The following is a 26,305-nucleotide window of genomic DNA, read 5'->3' on the forward strand; positions in this document are numbered from 1 at the left end:
CCGTTCAGCCCGCGTTGGCGGCGGCGGGTGCCCGCGAACCGATCAGGTTGCGCAGGTGGCGCAGCAGCTCGTCTTCGTTGTAGGGCTTGCCCAGGTAAACGTTGACGCCGATCTCCGCGGCATAGCGGCGGTGCTTGTCCGCCGAACGCGAGGTGATCATGATGATCGGCATGGCGCCGATGCGCTCGTCGGCGCGCACGTTGCGGGTCAGGTCGAAGCCATCCATGTGCGGCATTTCGATGTCGACCAGCATGGCGTCCGGCGTGACTTCCTGCAGTTGCCGCAGGGCATCCACGCCGTCGCGCGCGAGCACGGCCTGGTAGCCGGAACGCGTCAGCAGGCGCTGCGTGACCTTGCGCACCGTGAGCGAGTCGTCGACGACCATCACGATCGGCTGCGTGGCCAGGCCGGGCACGGCATCGGTGCTGCCGTTGCGCGACAGCTCGGCCACGGCGCCCTTGGTTCCCTGCTCGGCCTGCAGCAGGCCCAGCGCGGCGGCCTCGCGTTCGAAGCGCTGCGTGAGCACCACCGGGTTGTAGATCAGCACGATTTCGCCATCGCCCAGCGTGGTCGCCCCGGCGATGCCTTCCAGACGCGCGAGGTGCGGACCGATGTGCTTGACCACCACTTCGCGGTTGCCGATCACTTCGTCCACGTGCACGGCCGCGCGATCGTTGCCGCTGCGCACCACCACCGCCGGCGAGTACTTGCGGCCGCCCATCACGGGCCGGGCTTCTTCCAGCAGCGCACCGAAGTAGTGGAATGGCACCGGACCGCCCGGCAATTCCAGCGCGCCGGCGTTGTAGGCCTCGGCCAGCAACTGCGGGCGCAACTGCTGCACGTGGTCGATCATGCCCGAGGGGATCGCGTACACGCGCTCGCCCACACGCACCAGCAGCACCTGCGTGATGGCGGTGGTCAGCGGCAGGTGGATGGTGAAGCGCGTGCCCACATTCGGCGTGGTCTGCAGCGAGATGCGGCCACCCAGCGCCACCGTCTCGGCGCGCACCACGTCCATGCCAACGCCGCGGCCGGCCAGTTCCGACACCTGCTGGGCGGTGGAGAAGCCGGGCGAGAAGATCATCTCGGTCAGCCGCGCCTCGCTGGCTTCCTCGTCGGGTGCCAGCAGCTGGCGCTCCAGCGCGCGGGCGCGGATGCGTTCGAGGTTCAGGCCGGCGCCGTCATCGACGAAGTGAAGTACGACCTCGTTGCCTTCCTGCTGCACTTCTAGCGTAAGCTCGCCAGCGGGAGACTTTCCCTTGGTGCGGCGCTCCTCTGCAAGCTCGATGCCGTGCGCGACGGCGTTACGGATCATGTGCTCGAGCGGGCCGCCCATGCGGTCCAGCACGCTGCGGTCCAGTTCCACCGTACCGCCCTTGATGAACAGGCGGACTTCCTTGCCGGTTTCCGCGGCGGCCTGGCGCGCCACCCGATACAGACGGTCGGCGACGGTATCGAACTGCACCATGCGGGCGCGCATCAGGCTGCGCTGCAGACCGCGCGTCAGGCGTGCCTGCGTTTCCAGATCCAGCGAAGCCTGATCGAAGCCGCGGAACAAGTTCTGCTGCACCGTCGCCACGTCGTTGACGGACTCGGCCATCATCCGCGTCAGTTCCTGCAGGCGGGTGAAGCGGTCGAACTCCAGCGGGTCGAAGGATTCGGAGTGCGCGGCGGCATCCGCGATGCGCGACTCCATCTGCGATTCGGCCTGGATTTCGATCTCGCGCACCTGGGCGCGCAGACGCGCCACGTTGTCGTTCAGTTCGGCCAGATAGCTCTTGAGCGCCTGGACCTCGGCCTCGAGACGCGCACGCGCCGCGCCGACTTCGCCGGCGTCGTTGATCAGCGCATCGAGCGCGCGTGCCTGCACGCGCACCATGGCGCGCTGGCGCTCGGCGACTTCCAGCGCCTCGGCCTCGGGGCTGCGGGCGCCGGTCTGGTCGACGCTCGTGGCGCCGGCGACAGCGGGCAGCATCGCACCCGCGGACGCCGGGTCGCCGGCGGCCGCGGACGGCGCTTCCGGCGCGTCGCGCAAGCCGGCATCCAGCGGCAGCAGCTTGCCGGCGCCCAGCGCGTCGACGTGGGCCTGGATGCGGTCGAGCCAGACGTACAGCTTGCGGAACAGCGCCTCGTCGACGCGGTTGTGGCGCAGGCCGTTGTCGACGGCGCTTTCCATTTCGTGCGCGGCCTGGCCCAGCGTCATCGCGCCGGCCATCCGCGCACTGCCCTTGACGGTGTGCAGGTTACGCAGCAGCAGGCCCGAGACGGTGCGGTCCTGCGGCGCGGCTTCCCACGCGCGCAGCTGCTGGCCCAGTTCGGGCAGCGCGACGTGCGCCTCTTCCAGGAAGATTTCCAGCAGGGCCGAATCCAGCGCATCGGACGGCGCCTGGCGCACCAGCTCGGCAACCGCCGGGCCGGCCGCCACCGGCGACTCGTAGACCGGCGCAAGCGGCGCGATGCTTTCCGGCGCCGCGATCGCCGGCACGTCGTCTTCGCCGATGACCGGGTTCTCGTTCTCGACCGTCTCCGCATCGGCAAGCGCCTGCGGAGCCATTTCGGACTGCAGGCGCGGGCGCACCAACACACGCTCGCACAGCTCGGCCAGGCCGCGGCACAGCGCGTCATCGGCCTCGGGCCAGACGCTGGCGGCAAACTGGTGCAGCATGCCGCGCATGCGCTCGACCGACTGGTCGAGCAGGCGGAAGTCGCCCGGATGCATCGCCACCGGACGGCTGTCCAGGTTCAGCAGCACCTGCTCCAGCCCATCGGCGATCAGGCGCACCGGCTCGAGCTCCACCACGGCGGAGCTGCCCTGCAGCGTATGCGCGGCGCGCAGCGCCAGCTCGCTCGGCTGGGCGCGGCCTTCGTGCCGCCATTCGGAGAAATCCACGCCCAGGCGGCGGATCAGCGCGTCGGCTTCCTGGAGGTAGACGTTGTACAGCGCCACGCTGATGTACACGGGGCCGATGATCTTGATGCCGTCGTCGTGCGATGCCTCTTCCGGCGTGCCGGTCTGCTCGAACGGGAACGGGATCACCTTGGCGTCGGCTTCGGCCGGCGTGGGCTCGGCGGCGAAGACGTCCGCCACGGGCTCGATGGCAGCAGGCTCGACGACCGGCTCGGCAATCGGCTCCACCATCGGCTCGCTGATCGGCTCGGGCCCGGTCACGGCTTCGGCGACCGGCTCGGAAACCGGCTCCAGGACAGGTGCCTCGGCTGCCAGCGCATCGGACGCGGGGAGGACGGGAACATCGTCCCACGACAGCGAAGCTGCGTCGTTGGCCTGGAGCACAGGCTCGACAGGCGCGAACGGCGCTTCCGGCGCGACAGGGGCATCGGCAGGCGTGTCCACCGGCTCCACGACATGCAGCCACGGTTCCGGTGCCGGTGCGGCGGGTTCGGGCGAAACCGCCGGCTCGGCCGGTGCCTCCAGCGATTGCGGCGCGGGCGCATCGGCCACGGCCTCCAGCCACACGAATGGCCCGCCGTGGCGCACGCGGTCGGCGGCCGCCACCAGCGGCTCGATCGCATGATCGGCGTGCGGCGCTTGCGCAATGGCGGCCGTCCACGCCGACAGGTCCGCCTCGGCTCGCGCCAGCAGCGCGGCCAGGTCGGGCGTGGGCACGCGGCTTTCGGCCAGCCACACGTTCATCACCTGTTCGATGGCCCAGGCGGCCTCGCCATAGCGCGTCAGGCCCACCATGCGGCCCGAGCCCTTGAGCGTATGGAAGGCGCGGCGCAGCTGCGTCAGCAGGTCCAGATCGCTACCGGTGGCGGCACCGCCCGAGCCCGCCTGCGCGGTGACGTGCAGCGCCTGCAGGTCGGTCCGCACGCCGGTGAGCACCTCGTCGGCTTCGAACAGGAAGATTTCCAGCAGTTCTGCATCGATGGACTGCGCATCGCTCGCGGCCGGCGCGGCGACTGCCGCCACGGCCGCTTCGGCCGCGGGCGCCGCCAGTGCGGCCTGCATGCGCTCCAGCGCGGCCTGGCTGCCGGCCTGCCAGGCGTCGAACTGCGCCAGGGCCTCTTCCAGACGGCGGCGGCGGGCCGGATCGTCATCGATGGCGGCGGCATCGCGCGCTTCGTGCAGGGCGGTACGCAGTTCGGCGGCAAGCGGATCGGCCTGGTCGACCGGCTGCTTGGCAAGCAGGCGATCCAGCAGGGATTGCAGATGCTCGCCGTCGGCATCCGCCTGTGCGGCGGCGGCATCGGCGTTGAGGTCGACCTGGGGTTCGCGGCGGACCAGCATGCCGGTCTCGGCATCGAACGCGAAGTCGCGCCAGGCGGATTCGCGCTCCACGGACGTCAGCGCGCCCTCGACCACGATCTGGTCGATCTGCGCGCCGGTCAGCTCGGTACCGGCCGACAGTGCGTCGAGGAAGCCCTGCAGGCCGCTGACGTTGCCGGCCAGCGCGGCCAGGTAGTGCTCGCGGTCGGCGGCGGCGGCCTGCCCGGGGGCCTCCAGCGTGGCGATGGTCGCTTGCGCGGCTTCGGTGGCGCGCACCGCTTCGCCAGCGCCCAGCGAGGTGAACGTGGCCTGCATCTCGGCGAACAGGCGGCTGGCTTCTTTCAGGCCGCCGCTTGCATCGCCTTCGCGCTCGAACGCATCCAGGTGCGTCTCGGCAGAGGCGAGCCGCGTCTGCAATGCGCGAACCTGCTCGCCGCGCGTGCGGCGCTGCGTGATCTCATCGGTCAGCCGTGACAGCCAGACCGGTGCCGGCGCCTGCTCGCCGGCGCGCTGCGCGCGCACGTGTTCGGCCAGCTCGTTGCAGCGGGCGGCAAACCAGGCGCTGCGCAGATCGCCCGATTCGCCGTGCAGCGCCCAGGGACGCGCCAGCATGCGCGAGAGGAACAGCAGCGTCGGCGCCGCGTCTTGGCTGGGCACGTCGGCCGGCTCGCCCAGGCGATGGGTCAGAGCGGACAGCGCCGGCTGGCCGAGCGCATCGGCGTGCAGCGCCAGCGTCCGCAGCGCGGTATCGAGCTCGTCGGCGACGGGAGCGGGCTGCTGGCTCAGCGTTTCGAGCGTGCGGCCGATCCGCTGCAGCGTGTCGGTCATCTCGGCCGACAACAGCGCGTAATAGTGATGGGTGTGCAGCGCGTTGGCCGGCGCATGCGTGGCGGGAATCGAGAAGGCCTGCACGCAGGCGATGATGTCCGAACCCAGCGTGTCGTCCCCGGCCGGCGCGCCGAGGGCGTTGCCGTAGGCCATGCCGGCCAGCAGGTAGAGCGCGTCGGTCAGCAGCCCTTGCGGCAGGTGAACGTTGTTGTGCGAATACTGGCGCAGCAGCAGGTTGACGCGCGCGGCCAGGCGCTTGCCGGTGATGTCGGCCGGAACCAGTCCGGCGCGCAGCGCGCCGAAGGTCAGCGCGAGCACCAGCCACAAGTCGCGCAGCAGGTCGTCGCCGGTGCGGCGCGGCTCGCGCTCGAGCGCGCGGATACCGTGCAGCAGCTTTTCCATCGGCGCATAGGCGGCAGCGGCGACGGCGGGATCGTGTTCGGGGCCGGCCGTGTTCGGCAGGCGCAGCGCGGCCAGCAGCGCCATTTCGAATTTGCGGCGCAGGCGCGACAGGCCCACCAGATCGCGCGAAGGCAGCAGCAGCGCCGGCAGGTGGCGCAGCTCGTCGGCCCACAGGTCGGCGGGATGGATGCGCTCTTCGCCCAGGCGAGCGAGCACGGCCTGATAGGGCTGGAACAGGCGCAGCGGCTCTTCGGCCATGCCGGCCATCAGGTCGGCGACATACTCCTGCAGCGCCTGCACGGCGCGCGAGAAGATGTCCAGGGTCTGCGCATCGGCGACCAGCGTACCCGCATCGACGGCTTCCAGCAGGCGCTTGGCGGCCTGGCAGTACACATCGATGCCGCGCAGGCCGACGATCAGCAGCGCGCCGGCGGCCTGGTGCAGATATTGGCCGGCCAGGCGCAGCGAGGTGGTGTCGCGTGCCCCGAGCACCTCGGGGTTGGCCACCACATCGGCAACGTATTCACGGAATTCGCGGACCGCGTCGTCCAGCGCGGCGCGCATGTTGGGCGCAACCCAGGCCAGCGCGGACAGATCGCGCGCCGGCGCGGAAGGAACAGGACGCGCCGCAGCGACGGCCCCGGCCGCCTCGAGGGAGGCGGATTCGGGCTGGGCGGAAGATGGATGATGCATGAGGGCTTCCAAAAAGCGTGTGGCGGTTGCGTGCGGCGCTTGCGCGCCGCGCCCGCCCGAAATCCGGGGGCGACGCCCGTCAGGCGATGCGGAAACGGGCCACCGAATCGCGCAGCTCTTCTGCAAGCTGCGTGAGCTGGCGCACCGATTGCGCGGTCTGACGGGACCCCGTCGACGTCTGCTCCGTCATCTGCAGGATCTGCTCGATGTTCTGCGCCACGTCGGAAGCCAGCGTCGCTTCGTGCGAAGTCGTTTGCGAGATGCTTTCAATCAGTTCGGCGAGCTGGCGCGACACGCGGCCGATCTCCACCAGAGCGGTACCAGCGTTGTCCGACAGCTTGGCCCCTTCCACCACACCGGCCGTGCTGCGCTCCATTGCGTGCACCGCGTCCTGGGTGTCGGTCTGAATCGTGCGGATCAGCGCACCGATCTGCTTGGCTGCCTCGGCGGAACGTTCTGCCAGACGCTGCACTTCCTCGGCCACCACGGAGAAGCCGCGGCCGGCTTCACCTGCGGAGGCGGCCTGGATGGCTGCGTTCAGTGCCAGCACGTTGGTCTGCTCGGTAATGTCCGAGATCAGTTCCACGATTTCACCGATCTCCTGCGACGATTCGCCCAGGCGCTTGATCCGCTTGGAGGTGTCCTGAATCTGGTCGCGGATGTCGTTCATGCCCGTGATCGCGTTCTGCACGGCCACCTGACCCTGCTCGGCAGCAGCCAGCGAGGCGCGCGCCACGTTCGCGGATTCGGCGGCGCCGCGCGAGACCTGCGTAATGCGGTCGGCCATCTCCACCACCGACTGGCCGGTCTGGCGGATCTGGCGGGACTGTTCTTCGGAGGCGAGCACCAGCTTGTCGGAGGTGGTCTGCACCGCCGACGAGGCCTGCGTCACCTGCTCGGCGGTCTGCTGCACCCGGCCGACCAGCTCGCGCAGTTCTTCCACGGTGTAGTTCACCGAGTCGGCGATCGCGCCGGTAATGTCTTCCGACACGGTGGCCTGCTTGGTCAAGTCACCGTCTGCGATGTCCTGCAGTTCGTTCATCAGACGCAGAATTGCGGCCTGGGTGGCATCGTTGTTGCGCTTTTCCACCATCCGGCGCTCTTCGGCTTCACGCTGGCGCGCTTCTGCTTCCATTGCACGCACACGCGAGTCGCGCAGGTACAGGGCCGCCAGACCGGCCAGGCAGGCCACCGTCAGGATGGCCGACAGCACGACGGCGCCGAGCGTCAGCGGACGGCTGCGCACGCTGCCCGAATAGGCCGACTGCAGGTCCGACAGGTCGGCACGCAGCTTTTCGTTGTCGTTGAAGATCTGCTGCTGGGCGCGCTTGGCGGCGATCAGGCCCGGCAGGTTCTCCAGAATGATCTGCGTGGTCTTCTGCACGTTGTCGAAACGGGTCGACAGCTCTTGCAGATAGCCCTTGGTTTCCGGATCGGTGGCTGCCGACAGGCGCAGCGCTTCCGAGCCGTTGAGCAGACCGTTCAGGGTTTCGCGGAAGGTGTTGGTGTCCTTGCCCAGCAGGAACGCGGTTTCCGGGTTGACGCCTTCACCGGCCAGGAACTCGTTCATGTTCTTACCGAGACGCTGCGTCAGCATCACCAGCTGCGACGACGCGGCCACTTCACGCGCCGGCGCGTTGGTCTGCAGCTTCATCGACGAGATCTGCTCGGCTTCTTCCAGCAGTTCCGGGTTGGAGGCGTTGAACACGTTCAGCGTCTTACCCACCGACACCAGGGTCTTTTCCTGGGCCAGCACCGCCTGGGCGCTCTTCTCGCTGCGCTTCCACTCTTCGATGGACTTGTCGAGCAGCGCCTGGGCTTCGCCGCCGGCCGTGGCGCTCAAGCCGCGGTCGGCGCTACCGGTCTTCAGCGCTTCGAGGTTGCTCTGCAGCCGCGCACGGCTTTCCTTGAGCTGCGTGAAGGCGCTCTCGTTACCCAGCAGCGCCACCGGCACTGCCTTGGCCAGACGCTGCGAGTGCATCAGCGTGTCACCGGCGATTTCGATCTGCAGCGAACCGTTGTTGGCTTGCCGGTTATCGAAGTAGATCGAGGCCAGCAGCGCCACCAGACCGGCCAGCAGGCCGACCGTGAACACGCGCTGCTGGGCCACGAACGGCACCCGCTCGATCCAGCCGACCACCTTGTCGATCGGGCCGTGGCTGAGTTGCGACGGCGGACCAGCAGGATCGATCTCGTCCACTTGGGCGCTATCCAACTGCACGGCCGCGACCCCGGCGCCTTCCGCTGCAACTTCCGGCGCCTCTGCCTCACCCCCGGCACGGCGACCCGCGTTGAACCACTTGAACCCCATAGGACCCTCTTGTCTTGTCGATGCCGCCTTGTCGAGAGTGACGGCATGGATTTCCCATCCGCGGCCGCGCCCATGTGATCAGCGAGGTCCGCACCTTCCAGCGGCAGCTGCGGCCCGTCCCCTTGCCGTGCCGCATGCCGCTGTCTTGCTCTTGAGCGCCACCGCTCCCGTTGCGGGGGCGCCCATGTGTTCTTCGTTGCCGGGCCGATCGTGCACGGCCCGGTGTCCCGCCTGGTGCCGGCGCGTCAGGCGCGGCTGCGGCCCACCTGCAGGAATGCCGGATCGGCCAGCAGTTGGCGCACGCTCAGTTCGCGCCACAGCGTGCCCTGCGCATCGCGCCAGGCGCGGTTCTGCCACGGCAGGCCATCTTCCTGCCCGGCCTCCACGGCCTGCAGGTCGGACAGGCTGCGCAGGCCCGCCACGCGGGGCACCAGGATCGCGCAGGCGCGCTGCGGATCCTTGGACAGCACCACCATCTTGGCGCCGACGCCACCCACCGTCGGCGCCTCGCCGGAGAACAGCGCGAAATCGATCACGCCCAGCAGCGTGCCGCGCGCGTTCACGAGGCCGAGGTACCACGGCTGCGTCAGCGGCACGCGCGCCGGCGGCTGATAGTCCAGCACTTCGCCGGTGTCGCCGAGCGACAGCAGCCAATGACGGTCGCCGATCTGCACGCCCAGGAAGCTGTCCATCGATGCCTTGGCACGCGCCTCTTGCAGGCGGCGGGCCAGCATCGCCTGGTACTCATGCAGCCGCTGGCGGGAAGTCAGGTTGGTGCGCGTCTCGCTCATGTCGGATGCGGTCGTTGCGCGCCGTCAGGCGTCGCGCGGGTTAAACATCTGCGCGCGGTTACTGCGGCAGCTTGGCGATCTTTTCGAGCAGCTCTTCTGCCTTGACCGGCTTGACGATGTAGTCCGACGCGCCCTGGCGCATGCCCCACACGCGGTCGGTCTCCAGGCCCTTGGTGGTGCAGATGATCACCGGGATGTCCTTGAAGCGATCGTCCTTCTTGATCGCGCGGGTGGCCTGGTAGCCGTTCTGGCCGGGCATCACCACGTCCATCAGGACCAGGTCGAAAGGCTCGCCTTCCAGCTTGGCCATGGCCTGGTCGCTGTCGGCCGCGACCGACACCTTGAAACCGTTCTTGCTCAGGATTTCCGACAGGAACAGTGCTTCGGTGGGGGAGTCATCAACCACCAGAATCTTTTTGATTGCCATACAAACAGTCCTTCTTTCTAAAGAGGTGCCGTCATTGCGCGGCGCCAGCGGCTGCCGGCAGATGCGCCTGGACCGCCTCCAGCAGCGCTTCCCGCGAGAAAGGCTTGGCAAGGTGGTCCACCGCCCCGACCAGCTTGCCGCGCGCGCGGTCGAACACCCCGTCGCGCGACGACAGCATGACCACGGGCGTGGCATGAAACTTCGGGCTTTTCTTGATCAGTGAGCAGGTCAGGTAACCGTCCAGCTTGGGCATCAGGATGTCGCAAAAGACGATGTCCGGCTTGAAGTCACCCAGCTTGGCCAGCGCATCGAACCCGTCTTCGGCCAGCACGACCTGGCAATCGACCTTGGACAGGAAAATCTGCGCGGTACGGCGGATGGTACTGGAATCGTCGATCACCAGCACTTTACGGCCGGCAAGCGAACTCGCCAGCGGTTGGGAATTGGTCAGTTGTTCCACCCGCGCGGATTGCATCATGTTCTCGCGTTGCGCGACCACGGACGGGTCGCCACGACATTCCGACCGGATGGAACGCGGCAAATCGCCACGCAGCGTGGGCCCGACGGCCACGCTGGCAACGACTTCAAAACTACGCCCCCCGGCCCGCTTATGAAGTTGTGAAGCTCAGAATGGGTCGAAGTGTGACAAGTCACCTATTCGCCGTCAATGGCGTCGCGCCCGAGCGCGCCGCCTGTGGCATGGAAGCGACGAGAATATTCATGGAATCGTCACTTCCTGCTATTGCGCTTTCGGCGCGAGGGTGACCGCCCACTTGACTAGTTAGCGGATCAGATCTGCACCATTTCGAAGTCTTCCTTGCGCGCGCCGCACTCCGGACACGTCCAGTTGATGGGCACGTCTTCCCATTTGGTGCCGGGCGCGATGCCGTCGTCCGGAGCGCCCTGTTCTTCGTCGTAGATCCAGCCGCAAATCAGGCACATCCACGTCTTGTATTCAATCTGCTGTTCCATAAGGCAAAGCTTTGGTGGGTCCGTCTATTAAAATGGCAGGCCAGATGGTACCGAATCGCGCCCGCCCGCGCCAGAACAAGCGCTGCGCGGGCGTTCTGTTTGATTGCAAGCAGCGGCCAACGCGCGGCTTCTGCGGCAAACCGGCCAAGAACTCCAACCAACCGTGTCCGCGCGCAGGTCTGCGCGGCGCGCCTTCCCGCCACGATCGTCCATGTCCAGCCCGTCCCGTAGTGTCTCCCTGTTTGAACGCGCCCAGAAAACCATCCCCGGCGGCGTGAATTCGCCGGTGCGGGCGTTCCGCTCGGTCGGCGGCACGCCGCGTTTCATTGCGAAGGCGGCCGGCCCCTACCTGTGGGATGCCGATGGCACCCGCCTCATTGACTACGTCGGCTCCTGGGGCCCGATGATCGTCGGCCACGCGCACCCCGAGGTGGTGCGCGCCGTCCAGCAGGTCGCGGCCGACAGCTTTTCGTTCGGCGCGCCCACCGAGGCCGAGGTGGTGATGGCCGAGACCCTCTGCGAGCTGGTGCCCTCCATCGAGCAGGTCCGGCTGGTGTCGTCCGGAACCGAAGCGACGATGAGCGCCCTGCGCCTAGCACGCGGCTTCACCGGCCGCGACCTCATCGTGAAATTCGAGGGCTGCTACCACGGACATGCCGACAGCCTGCTGGTCAAGGCCGGCTCGGGCCTGCTGACCTTCGCGGATACCACGCAGAACGCGCCCTCCTCGGCCGGCGTGCCGGAAGATGTGGTCAAGCACACCATGGTCCTGCCGTACAACGATGCCGATGCCCTGCGCGAGGCCTTTGCCCGCCACGGCAAGGAGATCGCCGCGGTCATCGTCGAGCCGGTGGCCGGCAACATGAACCTGGTGCGCGCCACGACCGCGTTCCTGCAGGCCATGCGCGCGCTGTGCACCGAGCACGGCACCGTGCTGATCTTCGACGAAGTGATGACTGGCTTCCGCGTGGCGCTGGGTTGCGCGCAGGCGCTGTACGGCATCACTCCGGACCTGACCTGCCTGGGCAAGGTCATCGGCGGCGGCATGCCGGCGGCGGCCTTCGGCGGCCGGCGCGACATCATGGGCTTCCTCGCGCCGCTGGGCAGCGTGTACCAGGCCGGCACCCTGTCGGGCAATCCGCTGGCGGTGGCCGCCGGCGTGACCACGCTGCGGCTGATCGCCGCGGACGGCTTCCACGACCGCCTGGCCGCGCAAACGCGCAAGCTGGTCGACGGGCTGGCTGGGATCGCGCGCGATGCCGGCGTCCCGTTCGCGGCGGACAGCGTGGGCGGCATGTTCGGCCTCTACTTCCGCGAAGGCGTGCCGACCAGCTTTGCCGAAGTCACGCAGAGCGACGTGGGGCGCTTCAATGCGTTCTTCCACGCGATGCTGGCCGAAGGGGTCTACCTGGCGCCGTCGGCCTTCGAGGCGGGGTTCGTGTCGTCGATGCATGATGATGCTGTGCTGGAAGCGACGTTCGAAGCGGCGCGGCGGGCGTTCAAGGCTGTTTGAGTTTTTTGGGGTCTTGGGGGGCCGTCCCGTGTTCCGGTCCCGGCAGGAGACGGAACGCCGGGACACGGCACCGGAACAAGGCCTGTCCCGGCCCCCAAGCACTCAAACCGACGCGACAGCCTCCGCCAACGCCGCCTGCAAGCCCTCGGGCGCCACCGTCATCGGCGCCCGCAACACATTCCGCACCAGCCCCTGCGCCGCCAGCCAGGCCTTCAGCGGCCCCGGATTGGTCGCGGCGAACAGCAGGCGGATCACCGGCGCCAGCGCATGATGCAAGCGCCGCGCGTCGTCCAGGCGCTGTTCGCGGATCGCCCGCGCCATCTCCACGAACAATGCGGTGCGCACATGCGCGGAGGCGATGATCGCGCCGACCCCGCCCAGGCACAGCGTGCCGAACACCTGCGCGTCCTCGCCGGCCAGCACTTGCAGGCGGCCATCGGCGATCAGGCGCTGGGTCTTGTCGGCGTCGCCGCCGCAGTCCTTGATGCCGTGGATGCCAGAGTGCCCGGCGAGGGTCAGCAGGGTCTCGGTCGCCAGGGTCGCGCCGGTGCGATAGGGAATGTCGTACAACAGCAGCGGCACGGACGAGGCATCGGCCAGCACCGCGAAATACTCCAGCAGGCCCGCCTGGGACGGCCGGACATACGACGGCGGGGACACCAGGAAGGCCGCCGGATGGTGCCCGGCGAGCCGCAACATGCGCTCGCGCACCGGCGCCAGCGCGCTGCCCGACAGCCCCATCACCACCGGCAGGCCATCCGCCGCAGCACGTACCGTGTCGAGCACATCGGCCTGCTCCTGGTCGGTCAGCGCCGCGGCTTCGCCGGTGCTGCCGCAGGCGACGAAACCGGCGATGCCCTCGGTGCGGTAGCGCGACACCAGGGCATACAGCGCACCATAGTCGACCGAGCGCGCCGCATCGTCGAGAAACGGGGTGACGATGGGCACCCAGATGCCGGCGTAGGAAGGCCGCACCCGGGATGGCGCAGGCAGGGTTGCGGAAGGGTGTTCAAGCATGACGACTCCTGGACGAATCACGACCGATCAAGAACCGTCAGGAGGGTGGCCCCGCTGTACCGGGGAAGAGGTCAACCGTGCCGGCTGGCCGCTGTTCCGTCGCCCATCTGACGGAACAGTGCTCCGGTCAGACGAGCGGCTGTTTGGAGGCTTGTTTGGCGCACACGCGTGTCGACGCGACCGGCAGCGGGGCCGGCACGCAGCGGATCGACGAGGCAAGCGGAGCGGTGCGCATGGAAATCGGCAAAAGCGTCCCCACACCGTAACGGGCGAGCGCCGGGAGCGTCAAGCGGTAAGCTAGCGCTGTCTGGCATTTCCGACGGAACACCGTGAGACGATGTCGGTCTCATGCCACACCGATTGTCCGATCCGAGGTATCCATGACTTCTGCCCCGAGCTTGCGTCCGATGCGTTTCTCCGTGCTGCGCTGGCTGTCCCTGGCGCTGGCGGTGCTGGCCGCGCCGTTCCTGTCCGCATGCGGCTACAACGATTTTCAGGCCAAGGACGAGGCCACCAAGGCCGCGTGGGCCGAGGTGGTCAACCAGTACCAGCGCCGCGCCGACCTGATCCCCAACCTGGTCAACACCGTCAAGGGCTATGCCTCGCATGAGCGCGAGACGCTGGAAGCCGTGACGCGCGCCCGCGCCGCCGCCACCAGCATCCAGGTCACACCCGAGACGCTCAAGGACCCGGCCGCGTTCCAGAAATTCCAGCAGGCCCAGGGCGAGCTTTCCAGCGCGCTGTCGCGGCTGATGGCGGTGTCGGAGAACTATCCGCAGCTCAAGGCCGATGCGTCGTTCCGCGACCTGCAATCGCAGCTGGAGGGCACCGAGAACCGCATCACCGTGGCGCGCCAGCGCTATATCCGCGCGGTGCAGGACTACAACGTGCTGGCCCGCAGCTTCCCGACCAACCTGACGGCCAAGGCGATGGGCTACGAGGTCAAACCCAGCTTCACGGTAGAGAACGAGAAGGGCATCTCGACCGCGCCGGCAGTAAAGTTCTGAGCGCCTGAAGCCATGTCGCTCCGCATGCGCGCCCTGCTGACAAGCCTCGTGACGATGGCGCTGTGGCTGGCCGCCTGGCCCGCGCATGCGCAGGCCGACCTGGCCGCGATACCGCCGCTGGCCGCCCGCGTGACCGACCTGACCGGCACGCTGACGGCGCAGCAGCGCGGCGCGCTCGAGCAGGTGCTGGCCGACTACGAGCAGCAGCGCGACAGCCAGATCTTCGTGCTGATGGTGGCTTCCACCGCGCCCGAGCCGATCGAGGCCTACGGCATCCGCGTGGCGGAGGCCTGGAAGGCCGGCCGCAAGGGCGTGGACGACGGTGCCATCGTGCTGATCGCCAAGGACAACCCGGCCTCGCTGCGCAAGATGCGCATCGAGGTCGGGCGCGGGCTGGAGGGCTCGCTGACGGATGCGCAATCCAAGCGCATCCTGCAGGATGTGATGGCGCCGCACTTCCGCCAGGGCGATTTCTACGGCGGGCTGTCGGCGGGCATCTCGGCCATCCAGACCGTCATTGCGCAGGAGAACCTGCCGCCCGCCGAACGCGGCCGGGCCCGGCGCACCAACTCCGGCATCGGCATCGGCACCTGGCTGCCGGTGCTGTTTCCGCTGGCCATCATCGTGTTCTTTGTGCTGAGCGCGGCGATGCGCTCGGGCGGCCGCGTCGCGGGCAGCCTGCCGGGCCGGCCCGGCTCGCGGGTGATGATGGGCAACCGCGGCTGGGGGCCGGGCGCCATCGGCGGGCTCGGTGGCGGACTCGGCGGCGGCTGGGGACGCGGCGGCGATGGCGGCGATGGCGGCGGCGGCTTCGGTGGAGGCGGCGGTGGCGATTTCGGCGGCGGCGGCGCCTCCGGCAACTGGTAACCGGCGAGCGCGACCATGACCTCTACCCGACACCATCGCGGCGCCCGCCGCGCCCTGCGCCACCTGACGACGACCACCGCGCACGCGCGCCGTGCCTTCTCGCCGGCCGATCTCCGTCAGCTGGAAGCCGCCGTGCGCGAGGGCGAGCGGCGGCATCGCGGCGAAGTGCGCATCGTCATCGAAGCCTCGCTGCCGGTGCGCGACGCGTGGGCCGGCGTGACGCCGCGCCAGCGCGCCCGCACGCTGTTCGGCCTGCTGGAGGTGTGGAACACGCACGAGCATGTCGGCGTGCTGCTCTACCTGAACCTGGCCGACCACGCAGTCGAAATCCTGGCCGACCGGGGGATCGCCGCTCGCGTCGAGCCGCACGCGTGGCGCGCCATCTGCGAGACCATCACGCACGGTTTCGCCCAGGGCGTCGCCATCGGGCCGGTACTCGAAGCGCTCGGACAGATCCACGCGATGCTCGCCGCACATTTCCCGTCCGACGGCGCGCCGCGCGCCAACGAACTCGCCGACAAGCCGCTCGTGCTCTGACGGCGCGGCCGGACGCCTGCCGGGGCACCGGCCATCTTCACCCGGCGATGTTTCATCGCTGCAACCATTTCGCGCGCCTTTCCGCGGCCCGGGCCGTCAGTAGGCTCCCTAATCCATTCGGGGGGCAGGATGCGGCCGCACCATCGTGCATCGACCTCAGAAGGCAGCTTGGCTGTAGCCCACCTTGCGGAACCGGGGCTCGACCATTCCCGTGAAAGCGGAGCGGACCGGCCTGCGGCCGCCCCACCCTCGCACGCGGTTTGCCGCCGCGACAGGCCGGCTGTCGTTTCACAGATGCAGCAACACATACCACCCGCGCCGCCTGCGGGGTTTCCCTGGGTTTGTGCAATGCACAAGCCGCATGCATCACTTTCGGTTCCGCGTTTGCGCAAATCGGCCGGACGTGATCGTTTGCATGCCCCCTCCACGGGCCGGATCTCCGTAACGGCGGGGAAACATCTTCCGGCTCCCTGCCTGGGCCGACATGCCCTTCGCGCCTCATCCCACGAAAAATCAACGACTTAGCAAAGATGGCACGCTCGTCGCTCTGGTGTCCGGGCCAAGATAGCAAGCGGCTGTTCTGCAAGGAGATAGCGTGTCATGGGAGCCCAGCGCTGCCAGGCCACGGCGGAACAGCCAGGCAAGTGCTCCAAGCCAATGACGCATGGCGCCTTGCGGGGAAGTTCAGAACAGGGCCGGCGCCAATGGATGCCGGTCCGGCGCGGAAAGCCGGGGCAGTTGCCGGCGGACCGTGAGCAGTGGTTTTGCAGCACGTTCGGGCGCGAAGCGATTCCTGAAGATCGACCGGATCGATTCGCGGCACCCATGGCGCAGCCGCCGCACCCGCGGCGATGCGTCCGGTGAGACGCCGCCGGTGGCCCAACCGCCGGCGGTGTCCTCGATCAACGGTGAAGTCGGGGGAGCCAGCTTGTCACGTTGCGTTCCGGAACGTGCCGATCCGCATCGGCATGGCGCCGGCACTCGCACGCGATTTCCCGGAACCCCCGATCGGCCCTAGCCGGCCTGCCCGGCTTAAATCTCGCGCCCGGTCTTCAGCGGGTGCGCGCTTCCTCAAACCATGACGTCAAGGAGAAGGACCATGAAAGCCATGATCAAGCGTTTCGTGCGTGAAGAAGACGGCGCGGCCGGCGTGGAATACGCCCTGCTGCTGACCTTCGTCGCGCTGGTGATGATCACCTACGGCAGCACCGTCAAGACGGCCGTGGGGAACATCTGGAACTCCATCGCCACCGCGCTGTAGCCCCATCAACGACTGTTCCGGGTCCTGGTTCCGGATGACCGAAGGAGGAAGACATGAAAGCCATGATCAAGCGTTTCGTGCGCGAAGAAGACGGTGCGGCCGGCGTGGAATACGCCCTGCTGCTGACCTTTGTTGCACTGGTGATGGTCACCTACGGCAGCACCGTCAAGACAGCCGTGGGGAGCGTCTGGAACTCCATCGCCAACGCGCTGTAGACCGATGCATCGGGCGATGGCTCCGGCGCGTGGGACATGGCATGGAGGCACAGGCATGAACCCCGCGATCGGCGCCTCGTGCGCGAGGAAGACGATGCGGCGCGCGCGGAGCATGCGCGGCTGCCGGTCTTCGGCGCGCGGGTGATGGTCTCGTACGGAAGCACGGTCAAGGCGGCTGTCGACGGCATCTGGAGCGCAATCTCCGCCGCCTTGTGAATTGCCCGGCAGTTGTCCGGGTCCCGGATCGGGTCCGCTGCAGGACCTGATCCGGCCTAACGACCCGGCCCACGTCCGCCTGCGTGAGCCGGCGCAGAAACAGAAAGGCGAAACAGAACATCGCTCGAGGGGATCGCCATGAACACCGTAGTCCAGCGTTTCATCCGGAATGAAGACGGCGCGGCCAGCACCGAATACGCACTGCTGGTGACCTTCGTGGCGCTGGTGATGCTCGCCTACGGCGATGCCCTCCAGGGCACCGTGAAGAGTGCCTGGAGCCAGATTGCCGCGGCGTTCTAGGACGGCCGCGAAGACAAGCAACAAGAACAGCGAACACAACGCACGACGAGAGAAACCGACATGAGCACACCGACCGCCCTGGCCAACCTGAGCCTGCTCGTGCTCGTGGTGACCGCCGCCGTGCATGACGTCCGGACCCGCCGCATTCCCAACCGGCTGGTAGCCGCGGGCCTGGCGGCCGCCCTCATCGCGCAGTGCGCGATGCTCGGGCCGGTTGCCGGCGCGCTGGCCTGGCTGGGCGGCGCCGCGGCCGGCATGGGGCTGTGCATCGGCCTCTACCTGCTGCGCGGCATGGGCGCGGGCGACGTCAAGCTGATGGGCGCGATCGGTGCCTTCACGGGACCGCTGGCTGCCCTGCATGTCGGGCTGGCGAGCTGCGTGGCCGGCGGCGTGCTGGCGGTCGCGATGGTTGCCCTCGACGCGAGGAAGAACATGGGGATGGCGCTGCTGTTCTCGGCACCGGTGGCCGACAGGCAGACGCAGCCCAAGGAAAGTGTGCGCCGCGGCAACGCGATCCGGCTGCCGTATGCGGTGGCGTTCGCGGCAGGCACGCTGCTGGTGAAGTGGGGAGTGCTCTAGGGCAGCGGTACGGCCGGACACGGAAGACGCGGAACGCGCACCGTCACGAGGTCAAGAGCAGGTGGGGAGACAGGGCCCGGCATGCCGATGGCCCGGAAAAGGGGGGAAGTGAAATGCGCCAGTGCACACGCACGAGCGGGCAGGCCAGGACCAGCGCGGTACCGCGTCGCCACGAATGCGGACCGCGCCCGGACTGGCATCCGCCACCGAAATCAAGCCAAGGGACGGACCGCCGTGCCGGTCGCGCCTGCATACCCATGACCTGCCGCTGCATCGCGCGTCGGGCCTTTCCATGAACGAGGGGGAGTTGGAAATGAAAAACCTGCGCATTCTTTCCATGCTGCTGATCGCCACCATCGCCGGCCTGGCCGCCATGCTCTTCGCATCGCGCTGGCTGATCCAGCAAGGCAACAGCGGCACCACCAAGGTGGCCGTGGCCGCCGTGGACGTCAACCTGGGCCAGCGCCTGTCGCCGGAGTTCATCCGACTGGTCGACTGGCCCGCGGCCAGCCTGCCGCCGGGCGCGATCTCGGACGAGCACGCGATCGACGGCCGGGTCACCCGGACCAGCCTGTCGCCCGGCGAACCGGTGCTGGAATCCAAGCTCACGCCGGTCGGCACCAAGGGCGGGCTGTCGGCGGTGATCGCCGACGGCAAGCGCGCCATCACCGTGCGCGTGAACGACGTGGTGGGCGTGGCCGGCTTCGCGCTGCCGGGCAGCTACGTCGACATCATCGTCAACACGCAGCAGGAAACGCCGGACGGCAAGCCCGCCAAGGGTGCGCAGGCCGACCGCGAAGAGCATTCGATCTCCAAGATCGTGCTCGAGAAGATCCTGGTGCTGGCCGTGGCTCAGGAGGTCAACCGCGACGAGACCAAGCCCAAGGTCGTCAACGCCGTCACGCTGGAAGTGACGCCGGATGAGGCCGAGAAGCTCGACCTGGCGCGCAGCGTGGGCACGCTTTCGCTGGTGCTGCGCAATCAGGTGGATCCGCGTCCGGTCGATACCGCCGGCGCGACCAAGAGCACGCTGCTCAAGGAACCGGTGGTGGCCACCGTGGCCGTGCCGGTCGTGAAGACCGTGCAAGTCGTCAAGCGCGTCGCCGCCGTGGAGAGAAAGGCCACCGGCACGTGCATCGGCGTCATCAGCGGCATGCAGCACAACCAGGAATGCTTCTGAACAACGGGCTCGGAAAAAGGCACTGAAGCTGAAGCCGTCACAAGTCCTGCCATGCAGGGATAACCGTCTGGGGGAACATCATGGACCGATTCACTGACCATTGCGGCAAGCAGCGCCGCGTCGGACCGCACCTGAGAGCAACCGCGCTGGCCGCCGCCGCGCTCAGCGGCCTGTGGCTGGGCACGGCGCACGCGCAGGCCGGCGTGGAAAGCGCCATCGTCACCAGCAACATGGCTGCGCCGACCAAGCCGCTGCGCATGGCCGCCAATGGCCCGATCCAGCTCACCATCGGCAGCGCCCGCGCCGATACCGCACGCGAAAACACAGTCAAGGGGCCGAACTGCACCGGGCCGATGCGCGACCACAGCGAGGTGACGGTGCCGGTCGGCAAGTCGACCATGGTACAGCTGACCGAGCCCGTGCGCAGCCGCACAGTGGGCAACCCCAACATCGTGCAGGCGATGCTGGTGTCGCCGCAGACGCTCTACCTGCTGGGCCAGGACGTGGGCACCACCAACATGATCGTGCAGGGCCGCAGCGGCTCGTGCAGCGTGATCGACGTGTCGGTGGGCGCCGACCCCGGCGGCCTGCAGGCGACCCTGCATGCGCTGATGCCCGAGGCCAGCCGCGTGCGCGTATCGGCCGCGGCGGACAGCCTCGTGCTGGGCGGCACGGTGAGCGATTCGGTCCAGGCCCAGAAGATCATAGACATCGCCAACGCCTTCGTCATGCGCGAGACCCGCGGGCCCGCGCAGAGCGGGCAGGCCGGCACGATGGGCATGCAGGGCATGACCGCCATGTCGACCGGCAACGCCGCCACCGCCAGCTCCGGCTCCGGCGAGGCGGTGCGCAACCCCCGCATCATCAACATGATGTCGGTGGAGGCTCCGCAGCAGGTGATGCTGGAAGTGAAGGTGGCGGAAGTCTCCAAGACGCTGATCAACCAGATGGGCGCCGCGCTCAACCTGAACGGCAGCTTCGGCAGCTGGACCTTCGGCGCGCTGGCCAACTTCCTGTCCGGCGCCCCCGACATCTTCTCCGCCGACAAGGCCAACAAGCTGCCCTTCCAGCTCCGGGTCGATGCGCAGAAGGGCGACGGCCTGGTCAAGGTGCTGGCCGAGCCCAACCTGATGGCGATCAGCGGGCAGGAAGCCAGCTTCCTGGCGGGCGGCAAGGTCTACATCCCGGTGCCGCAGAGCTTCGGCACGGGCACCACGACCATCCTGCTGCAGGAAGAGACGTTCGGCGTCGGGCTGCGCTTCACGCCGACGGTGCTGGAGAACGGCCGCATCAACCTCAAGGTCGCGCCGGAGGTCTCCGAGCTCTCGCCGACCGGCGTGGCGGTGACCGCGCCCAACGTGTCGGGCACGTCGATCCTGCCGCTCATCACGACCCGCCGCGCCTCGACCACGCTGCAGGTCCACGACGGCCAGAGCTTCGCCATCGGCGGCCTCATCAAGAGCAACGTCACGGGCAGCCTCAAGGCGATCCCGGGCGTGGGCGAACTGCCCGTCATCGGCGCGCTGGCCCGCAGCACCAGCTTCCAGCAGGACCAGACCGAACTGCTGTTCGTGGTGACGCCGCACCTGGTCAAGCCGCTGCCGGCGAACTACCCGATGCCGACCGACAGCTTCGGCCCGGTCAACCAGGGCGAGGTCTATCTCAACGGCAACATGGAAGGCCATCCCGCCTCGCGCCCGGCACCGGCGCCCACACAAGGCAGCTTCGTGCCCGAGCCGGCCACGCCGCCCGCCGCGGCGCCGGTCGAGAAGACCGTGGTGACCGTCCCGGCTGCGGCCGTGGGACCGGCCTCCGCGGCCTCCGCCATCGCGGCACCGGCCAAGCCCGCCTCCGATCCCGCGCCGGCCCCGGCCGCGCCCAAGGCGCCGAGCGCCGGCATCGCGCCCAAGGACACCGCCATTGCCGCCACGCCCGCCCCCCGCCGCCTGGTCCGCGTGGCGGACGACTCGCACGCCGGCAACTGACCGACCGCACACCGGACGCTCAAGGAGCACATCATGAAGATCACCTCGACACTGGCACGCGCGGGACTCTGCAGCGCGCTCGCCGCCCTCCTCGCCGGCTGCATGACCACCACGCCGGTCTACGACAAGCACTTCGGCGAAGCCGTGCGCACCGTCACCTCCATGCAGACGCTCAATCCCAGGGCGGCGGCCAACACCGACCCGGTGTTCGGCATGGACGGCCGCTCCGCGACCGCCGCCATGGACCGGTACGACACGTCGTTCCAGACGCCGCAGCGCGACGCCAACGCGTACCGGGTCGGCGTCGGCTCGTCGAACACCCTGAGCTCGATGGGCCGATGAACGCAACCGCGGCAGGCACGTCGCTGCACGCATGACGCTTACAGGAGCAAGGCAATGGCAAAGATCGCCGTAGTATCCGCCGACGAGTCGCACCTGCAGTTTCTCGCGGGACTGGTCACCCAGGCCGCCAACCATGTCGTGCAGCGCGCCCGCACCACGCCGTCGCAGGCGCTGGCCCAGCCCGGGCTGACGCTGGGCACGGACCTGCTGGTGCTGGAAGCCGGCAACTTCACCGCGGACGACATCGACCAGTTGCGCCGCCTCACCGCCGAGCAGCAGGACACCCTGTGCATGCTGCTGACCGAGAACCCCTCGGCCGAGCTGCTGATGCGCGCCATGCGCGCGGGCGTGCAGTGCGTGCTGCCGTGGCCGCCCGATGCGCAGGAGTTTCGCGACGAGGTGCAGCGCTGCACCAGCCACGCGCTCTCCGGCCATCGCAGCGAGGCCAAGGTGGTCTCCTTCCTGTCATGCAAGGGCGGCAGCGGCACCACGTTCACGGCGGCCAACTTCGGCTACACGCTGGCCGCCAGGCAGGGCAAGCGGGTCCTGCTGATCGACCTCAGCCAGCAGTACGGCGACGCGGCCTTCCTGGTGACCGACCAGGCACCGCCGGCCACGCTGGCCAGCGTCTGCCAGCAGATCGAGCGCCTGGACCCCGCCCTGCTCGACGCCTGCCTGACCCACGTCTGCCCCAATTTCGACGTGCTGCCCGCCGCCGGCGATCCGGTCAAGGCCGGCGAGATCAAGGCGATGCACCTGGAGCGCATTCTGACGCTCATCAGCCCGCTGTATGACGTGGTGATCTTCGACGTCGGCCAGGACATCAACCCGGCCTCGATCGTGGTGCTGGACCACAGCACCGTGATCTACCCGGTGCTGCAGCTGACCCTGCCCCATCTGCGCGCGGGGCGGCGGCTGCTGGACATCTGCCACTCGCTCGGCTACCACGCCGAGCGCCTGCGGCTGGTGATCAACCGGTACGAGAAGCACACGCCGGTCGACCTGCACACGCTGGAAAACGCCTTCGGCCTGCACGCCGCCCATCTGCTGCCGAACGACCGGGGCCCCGTGCGCGATGCGAGCAGCCAGGGCGTGCCGGTGCTGCAACTGGCCGAGCACAGCCCGATCGCGCGCGCGCTGGCCGACATGGCGAGCCAGCTCTATCCCGACACCGCGCCGCGCCGCGACAGCCTGCTGCGCAAGCTGTTCGGACAAGGCGGCCAAGTGCCCGCAACGGCGCGCGCATGACCGGAACAACCAGGATTCGAATTCGAACGGGGGGTGCATCATGTCATTGCGAGAACAACTCTTCCAGCAGGCGGGCGAATCGATGCCGCAGCGCGTCGCGCATGCCAACGGCTGCGGCGGCGCCAGCCCGGCCTACCAGCAACTGGCCATCGAGATCCACCAGACCATCATCGACCGCGTGGAGCTGAGCCGGCTGCAGCAGCTGACCCCGGAGCAGGTCCGGCGCGAACTGGCGCAGCTGGTCGAGCGCATCGTCGAGGAAGGCAACCATCCGGTCAACGAGGCCGAGCGCCACCGCCTGGTCTCGGACGTGCAGGACGAAATGCTCGGCTACGGCCCGCTGGAGCCGCTGCTGGCCGACCCCACCATCTCCGACATCCTCGTCAATACCTGCAAGCAGGTCTACGTGGAGCGCCGCGGCAAGCTGGAGCTGACCGACGTGACCTTCCACAACGACGCGCACCTGATGCGCGTGATCGAGAAGATGGTTTCGCGCATGGGCCGGCGCATCGACGAGTCGAGCCCGATGGTGGATGCGCGCCTGCCCGACGGCTCGCGCATCAACGCCATCATTCCGCCCTCGGCCATCGACGGGCCGCTGCTGTCGATCCGGCGATTCGCGGTCAACCCGCTCACGGTCAAGGACCTGATCGAGTACAACACCCTCACCCCGCAGATGGCGCAACTGCTGGAGGCGATGGTCCAGGCCAAGCTCAACATCCTGATCTCGGGCGGCACGGGCAGCGGCAAGACCACGCTGCTCAACATCCTCTCGGGCTACATTCCGGTCGATGAGCGCGTGGTCACGATCGAAGATGCGGCCGAACTGCAGCTGCGCCAGCCGCACGTGCTGCGGCTGGAGACCCGCCCGCCCAACATCGAGGGCCGCGGCGAGATCACCCAGCGCTCGCTGGTGAAGAACGCCCTGCGCATGCGCCCCGACCGCATCATCCTGGGCGAAGTGCGCGGCGCCGAGGCGCTCGACATGCTCCACGCGATGAACACCGGCCACGAGGGGTCGCTCGCCACCATCCACGCCAACACCCCGCGCGACGCGCTCACGCGGCTGGAGAACATGGTCAGCATGTCGGGCCTGCAGCTGCCCACCAAGACCATGCGGCAGCAGATCACCTCGGCGCTCTCGGTGGTGGTGCAGGTCACGCGCCTGACCGACGGGCGGCGCAAGCTGGTCAGCGTGCAGGAGATCACCGGCATGGAGGGCGACATCGTCAACATGCAGGAGATCTTCACCTTCCGGCGCCGCGGCGTGGACCGCGATGGCCGCATCAAGGGCCATTTCTGCGCCACCGGCGTGCGGCCCAAGTTCTCGGAGCGCCTGCAGTCGTACGGCATCCAGCTGCCGGAAGCGCTGTTCGACCCCACCGTGATGCACGAAGTCTAGGGAGCCGGCCATGAACACCCTGATGATCGGATTCCTGCTCTCGGTCTTCGTCGCCATCGCGCTGGGCGTGCTCGGCGCCTACCAGTGGTGGAGCACGCACCGCAGCCAGACCGCACGGCGCCTCAGCCACCGGCTAGAGACCGCCCTGCTCAACAGCGCGAGCCACAACAAGGAAGCCAGCATCCTCAAGCAGCGCGTGCTGAGCGACTCGCCGGAGTTCGCCCGGCTGCTGCAGCGCCTGCCGCGCATCGACATGGTGGACCGCTTCCTGCTGCAATCGGGGCTGGACTGGTCGGTGGGCCGCCTGCTCGGCCTGTCGCTGGCGTCGGCGGCGATCGTGGGCGGCCTGGTGTGGCTGCTGCACCCGCTGTGGGTGGCGCAGCTGTCCATCACGCTGATGGGCGCGTCGCTGCCGCTGCTCTACGTGCTGCGCTGCCGCGCCAAACGCCTGCTCAGGCTTGAAGAGCAACTGCCGGAGGCCGCCGACCTGCTCAGCCGCGCGCTGCGCGCGGGCCATTCGCTGCCCAGCGCGCTCGACATGGCGGGCAGCGAACTGCCGGCCCCGATCGGCGCCGAGCTGGCGCTGGTCTTCAGCGAGATCAACTACGGCGTGCCGATGAACGACGCGCTCGCCGGCCTGACCGATCGGGTGCCGATCGAAGACCTGCACTACCTGGTCATCGCCGTGCTGATCCAGCGCGAATCGGGCGGCAACCTGGCCGAGATCCTGGACAACGTCGGCTCGCTGATCCGCAAGCGCCTGCAGCTGCTGGACAAGGTGCGCGTGCTGTCGGCCGAGGGCCGGATGGGCGGCTGGATCCTGACGCTGCTGCCGCCGGTGGTCGGGGTCATCGTCTACGAGCTCAATCCCGACCTGATCTCGACGCTGTGGAAGGACCCCACCGGCCTGAAGATGCTCTGGTACGCCATCACCATGACCTGCGTGGGCGTGATCTGGATCCGCCAGATCGTGCGCATCCACATCTGAACGACAACGCAAGCACAGCACGGAGGCGGGACAACCCGCGACGACCATGCACACCGTACACATCGTATTGCTGGCCGGCACCTTCGCCATCGTCTTCGGCGCGGTCCTGGCGGCCCTGACACTGCTTCGCCCGAGCACGCTGGACCGGCGCCTGGGCCAGATCGACCGCGAGCTGCCGCGCGCGCAGCCGCGCGACGACGGCCGCGACCGCGCGTGGCTGCGCCGGCTCGAGCAGCTCGCCAAGCCGCTGGCCAAGGCGTCGCTGCCCAAGGAGGGCTGGGAGGGCTCGTCGCTGCGCCAGCGCTTCGTCCATGCCGGCTGGCGGGCACCCGAGGCGATCGCGGTCTATTTCGGCATCAAGACGATCCTGACCTTCGGGCTGCCGCTGCTGCTGTGGGCCGGGCTGGTCGGCCGCTTCAACGCAGACCAGCAGTCGCAGTTCATGAGCCTGCTGTTCGGCGCCGCGGTGGTCGGGTTCTACCTGCCGAACGTGCTGCTGAGCCTGAAGATCAAGTATCGGCAGCGCGAGATCTTCGAGTCGTTCCCCGACAGCCTGGACCTGATCATGGTGTGCGTGGAGGCGGGCCTGAGCCTGGATGCCGCGATCCTGCGCGTGGTGGACGACATGCGCACGGCACGCCCGGTCATGGCCGAGGAGTACGAACTGCTGACGCTCGAGCTGCGCGCCGGCCTGTCCCGCGAAAAGGCGCTGCGCAACCTGGCCGCGCGCACCGGCGTGGACGACGTCAGCATGCTGGTGGCCATGCTGATCCAGGCCGACCGCTTCGGCACCAGCGTGGCCGACTCGCTGCGGGTGCACTCCGACATGCTGCGCACCAAGCGGCACATGCTGGCCGAGGAGCGCGCCGCGAAGATCGGCACCAAGGTCCTGTTCCCGCTGATCTTCTGCATCTTCCCCTCGCTCTACGTCGTGCTGCTCGGGCCGGCCGCGCTCCAGATGATCGCGGCGCTGGGCGCGCCCGGCGGCAACTGATC

The 26,305-nt window shown here is 68.6% G+C and carries 24 protein-coding genes; 16 read left to right on the forward strand and 8 right to left on the reverse strand.

Going from position 1 to position 26,305, the window contains the following annotated elements; genetic code table 11:
• Positions 1-4: 4 nt before the first annotated feature.
• From GO999_RS13225 to GO999_RS13250, 6 genes are all read right to left on the reverse strand, one after another.
• Positions 5-6,151 carry a hybrid sensor histidine kinase/response regulator gene (locus tag GO999_RS13225; RefSeq protein ID WP_211906299.1) on the reverse strand — a complete coding sequence of 2,049 codons (6,147 nt, stop codon included), beginning with the start codon at positions 6,149-6,151 and terminating at the stop codon, positions 5-7.
• A 79-nt stretch (positions 6,152-6,230) separates the two neighbouring features.
• Positions 6,231-8,462, reverse strand: coding sequence for a methyl-accepting chemotaxis protein (locus GO999_RS13230; protein ID WP_011000626.1), 2,232 nt, complete (start codon positions 8,460-8,462; stop codon positions 6,231-6,233).
• Between the two features lie 245 nt (positions 8,463-8,707).
• On the reverse strand, positions 8,708-9,253 hold the full coding sequence (locus GO999_RS13235; RefSeq protein WP_011000625.1) for a chemotaxis protein CheW: 546 nt from the start codon (positions 9,251-9,253) through the stop codon (positions 8,708-8,710).
• Positions 9,254-9,311: 58 nt separating this feature from the next.
• Complete coding sequence (locus GO999_RS13240) at positions 9,312-9,680, reverse strand: response regulator (RefSeq protein ID WP_003269243.1); 369 nt, start codon at positions 9,678-9,680, stop codon at positions 9,312-9,314.
• 31 nt (positions 9,681-9,711) lie between these two features.
• Entirely contained in the window at positions 9,712-10,179 is a 468-nt protein-coding gene (locus GO999_RS13245; protein ID WP_016723446.1) for a response regulator, read from the reverse strand.
• 290 nt (positions 10,180-10,469) lie between these two features.
• Positions 10,470-10,652 carry a rubredoxin gene (locus GO999_RS13250; protein ID WP_003261842.1) on the reverse strand — a complete coding sequence of 61 codons (183 nt, stop codon included), beginning with the start codon at positions 10,650-10,652 and terminating at the stop codon, positions 10,470-10,472.
• A 211-nt stretch (positions 10,653-10,863) separates the two neighbouring features.
• On the opposite strand from GO999_RS13250, the gene hemL reads away from it, so the two are divergent.
• Complete coding sequence (gene hemL, locus GO999_RS13255; protein WP_111374466.1) at positions 10,864-12,165, forward strand: glutamate-1-semialdehyde 2,1-aminomutase; 1,302 nt, start codon at positions 10,864-10,866, stop codon at positions 12,163-12,165.
• A gap of 102 nt (positions 12,166-12,267) precedes the next feature.
• Here the strand turns inward: hemL and dapA are convergent, their stop codons facing one another.
• The gene (gene dapA / locus GO999_RS13260; RefSeq protein ID WP_028852677.1) at positions 12,268-13,182 is read right to left on the reverse strand and encodes a 4-hydroxy-tetrahydrodipicolinate synthase; all 915 of its coding nucleotides are present in this window, start codon (positions 13,180-13,182) and stop codon (positions 12,268-12,270) included.
• Between the two features lie 380 nt (positions 13,183-13,562).
• On the opposite strand from dapA, the gene GO999_RS13265 reads away from it, so the two are divergent.
• From GO999_RS13265 to GO999_RS13275, 3 genes are read left to right on the forward strand one after another with little or no spacing between them, the layout of a single operon-like run.
• Positions 13,563-14,189, forward strand: coding sequence for a LemA family protein (locus GO999_RS13265; protein WP_016723449.1), 627 nt, complete (start codon positions 13,563-13,565; stop codon positions 14,187-14,189).
• Between the two features lie 12 nt (positions 14,190-14,201).
• Positions 14,202-15,056: a TPM domain-containing protein gene (locus tag GO999_RS13270; protein WP_211906300.1), complete on the forward strand. Its 855-nt coding sequence runs from the start codon at positions 14,202-14,204 to the stop codon at positions 15,054-15,056.
• 15 nt (positions 15,057-15,071) lie between these two features.
• A complete protein-coding gene (locus GO999_RS13275; RefSeq protein ID WP_019717630.1) occupies positions 15,072-15,593 on the forward strand; it encodes a TPM domain-containing protein in 522 nt (173 codons plus the stop codon).
• Between the two features lie 684 nt (positions 15,594-16,277).
• Here GO999_RS13275 and GO999_RS13280 read toward each other — a convergent pair.
• Entirely contained in the window at positions 16,278-16,499 is a 222-nt protein-coding gene (locus GO999_RS13280; protein ID WP_127592001.1) for a hypothetical protein, read from the reverse strand.
• A 193-nt stretch (positions 16,500-16,692) separates the two neighbouring features.
• Between GO999_RS13280 and GO999_RS13285 the strand changes: the two genes are divergently transcribed.
• The 12 genes from GO999_RS13285 (at position 16,693) to GO999_RS13340 (ending at position 26,303) form a co-directional block, all read left to right on the forward strand.
• Positions 16,693-16,854 carry a Flp family type IVb pilin gene (locus GO999_RS13285; RefSeq protein WP_016723452.1) on the forward strand — a complete coding sequence of 54 codons (162 nt, stop codon included), beginning with the start codon at positions 16,693-16,695 and terminating at the stop codon, positions 16,852-16,854.
• Positions 16,855-16,907: 53 nt separating this feature from the next.
• Positions 16,908-17,069: a Flp family type IVb pilin gene (locus GO999_RS13290; RefSeq protein WP_011000617.1), complete on the forward strand. Its 162-nt coding sequence runs from the start codon at positions 16,908-16,910 to the stop codon at positions 17,067-17,069.
• A gap of 78 nt (positions 17,070-17,147) precedes the next feature.
• Positions 17,148-17,285, forward strand: a complete 138-nt coding sequence (locus tag GO999_RS13295) for a Flp family type IVb pilin (RefSeq protein WP_011000616.1) — start codon at positions 17,148-17,150, stop codon at positions 17,283-17,285.
• A 138-nt stretch (positions 17,286-17,423) separates the two neighbouring features.
• Positions 17,424-17,585 carry a Flp family type IVb pilin gene (locus tag GO999_RS13300; RefSeq protein ID WP_011000615.1) on the forward strand — a complete coding sequence of 54 codons (162 nt, stop codon included), beginning with the start codon at positions 17,424-17,426 and terminating at the stop codon, positions 17,583-17,585.
• Between the two features lie 60 nt (positions 17,586-17,645).
• Positions 17,646-18,164, forward strand: coding sequence for an A24 family peptidase (locus GO999_RS13305; protein WP_011000614.1), 519 nt, complete (start codon positions 17,646-17,648; stop codon positions 18,162-18,164).
• Between the two features lie 313 nt (positions 18,165-18,477).
• Positions 18,478-19,344: a Flp pilus assembly protein CpaB gene (gene cpaB / locus GO999_RS13310; protein WP_011000613.1), complete on the forward strand. Its 867-nt coding sequence runs from the start codon at positions 18,478-18,480 to the stop codon at positions 19,342-19,344.
• A gap of 80 nt (positions 19,345-19,424) precedes the next feature.
• Positions 19,425-21,329, forward strand: a complete 1,905-nt coding sequence (locus GO999_RS13315) for a type II and III secretion system protein family protein (RefSeq protein ID WP_211906301.1) — start codon at positions 19,425-19,427, stop codon at positions 21,327-21,329.
• Between the two features lie 33 nt (positions 21,330-21,362).
• Positions 21,363-21,671: a hypothetical protein gene (locus GO999_RS13320; protein ID WP_011000611.1), complete on the forward strand. Its 309-nt coding sequence runs from the start codon at positions 21,363-21,365 to the stop codon at positions 21,669-21,671.
• Positions 21,672-21,725: 54 nt separating this feature from the next.
• On the forward strand, positions 21,726-22,919 hold the full coding sequence (locus GO999_RS13325; protein ID WP_011000610.1) for a CpaE/TadZ family protein: 1,194 nt from the start codon (positions 21,726-21,728) through the stop codon (positions 22,917-22,919).
• A 40-nt stretch (positions 22,920-22,959) separates the two neighbouring features.
• Entirely contained in the window at positions 22,960-24,321 is a 1,362-nt protein-coding gene (locus tag GO999_RS13330) for a TadA family conjugal transfer-associated ATPase (protein ID WP_011000609.1), read from the forward strand.
• Positions 24,322-24,331: 10 nt separating this feature from the next.
• The gene (locus tag GO999_RS13335; protein ID WP_011000608.1) at positions 24,332-25,309 is read left to right on the forward strand and encodes a type II secretion system F family protein; all 978 of its coding nucleotides are present in this window, start codon (positions 24,332-24,334) and stop codon (positions 25,307-25,309) included.
• A 46-nt stretch (positions 25,310-25,355) separates the two neighbouring features.
• Positions 25,356-26,303 (forward strand): type II secretion system F family protein, encoded by a 948-nt coding sequence (locus GO999_RS13340; protein WP_016723456.1) that lies wholly within the window; start codon positions 25,356-25,358, stop codon positions 26,301-26,303.
• Positions 26,304-26,305 lie beyond the last annotated feature (2 nt).

The organism is Ralstonia nicotianae, assembly GCF_018243235.1.
In the GTDB taxonomy this organism is placed as follows: domain Bacteria; phylum Pseudomonadota; class Gammaproteobacteria; order Burkholderiales; family Burkholderiaceae; genus Ralstonia; species Ralstonia nicotianae.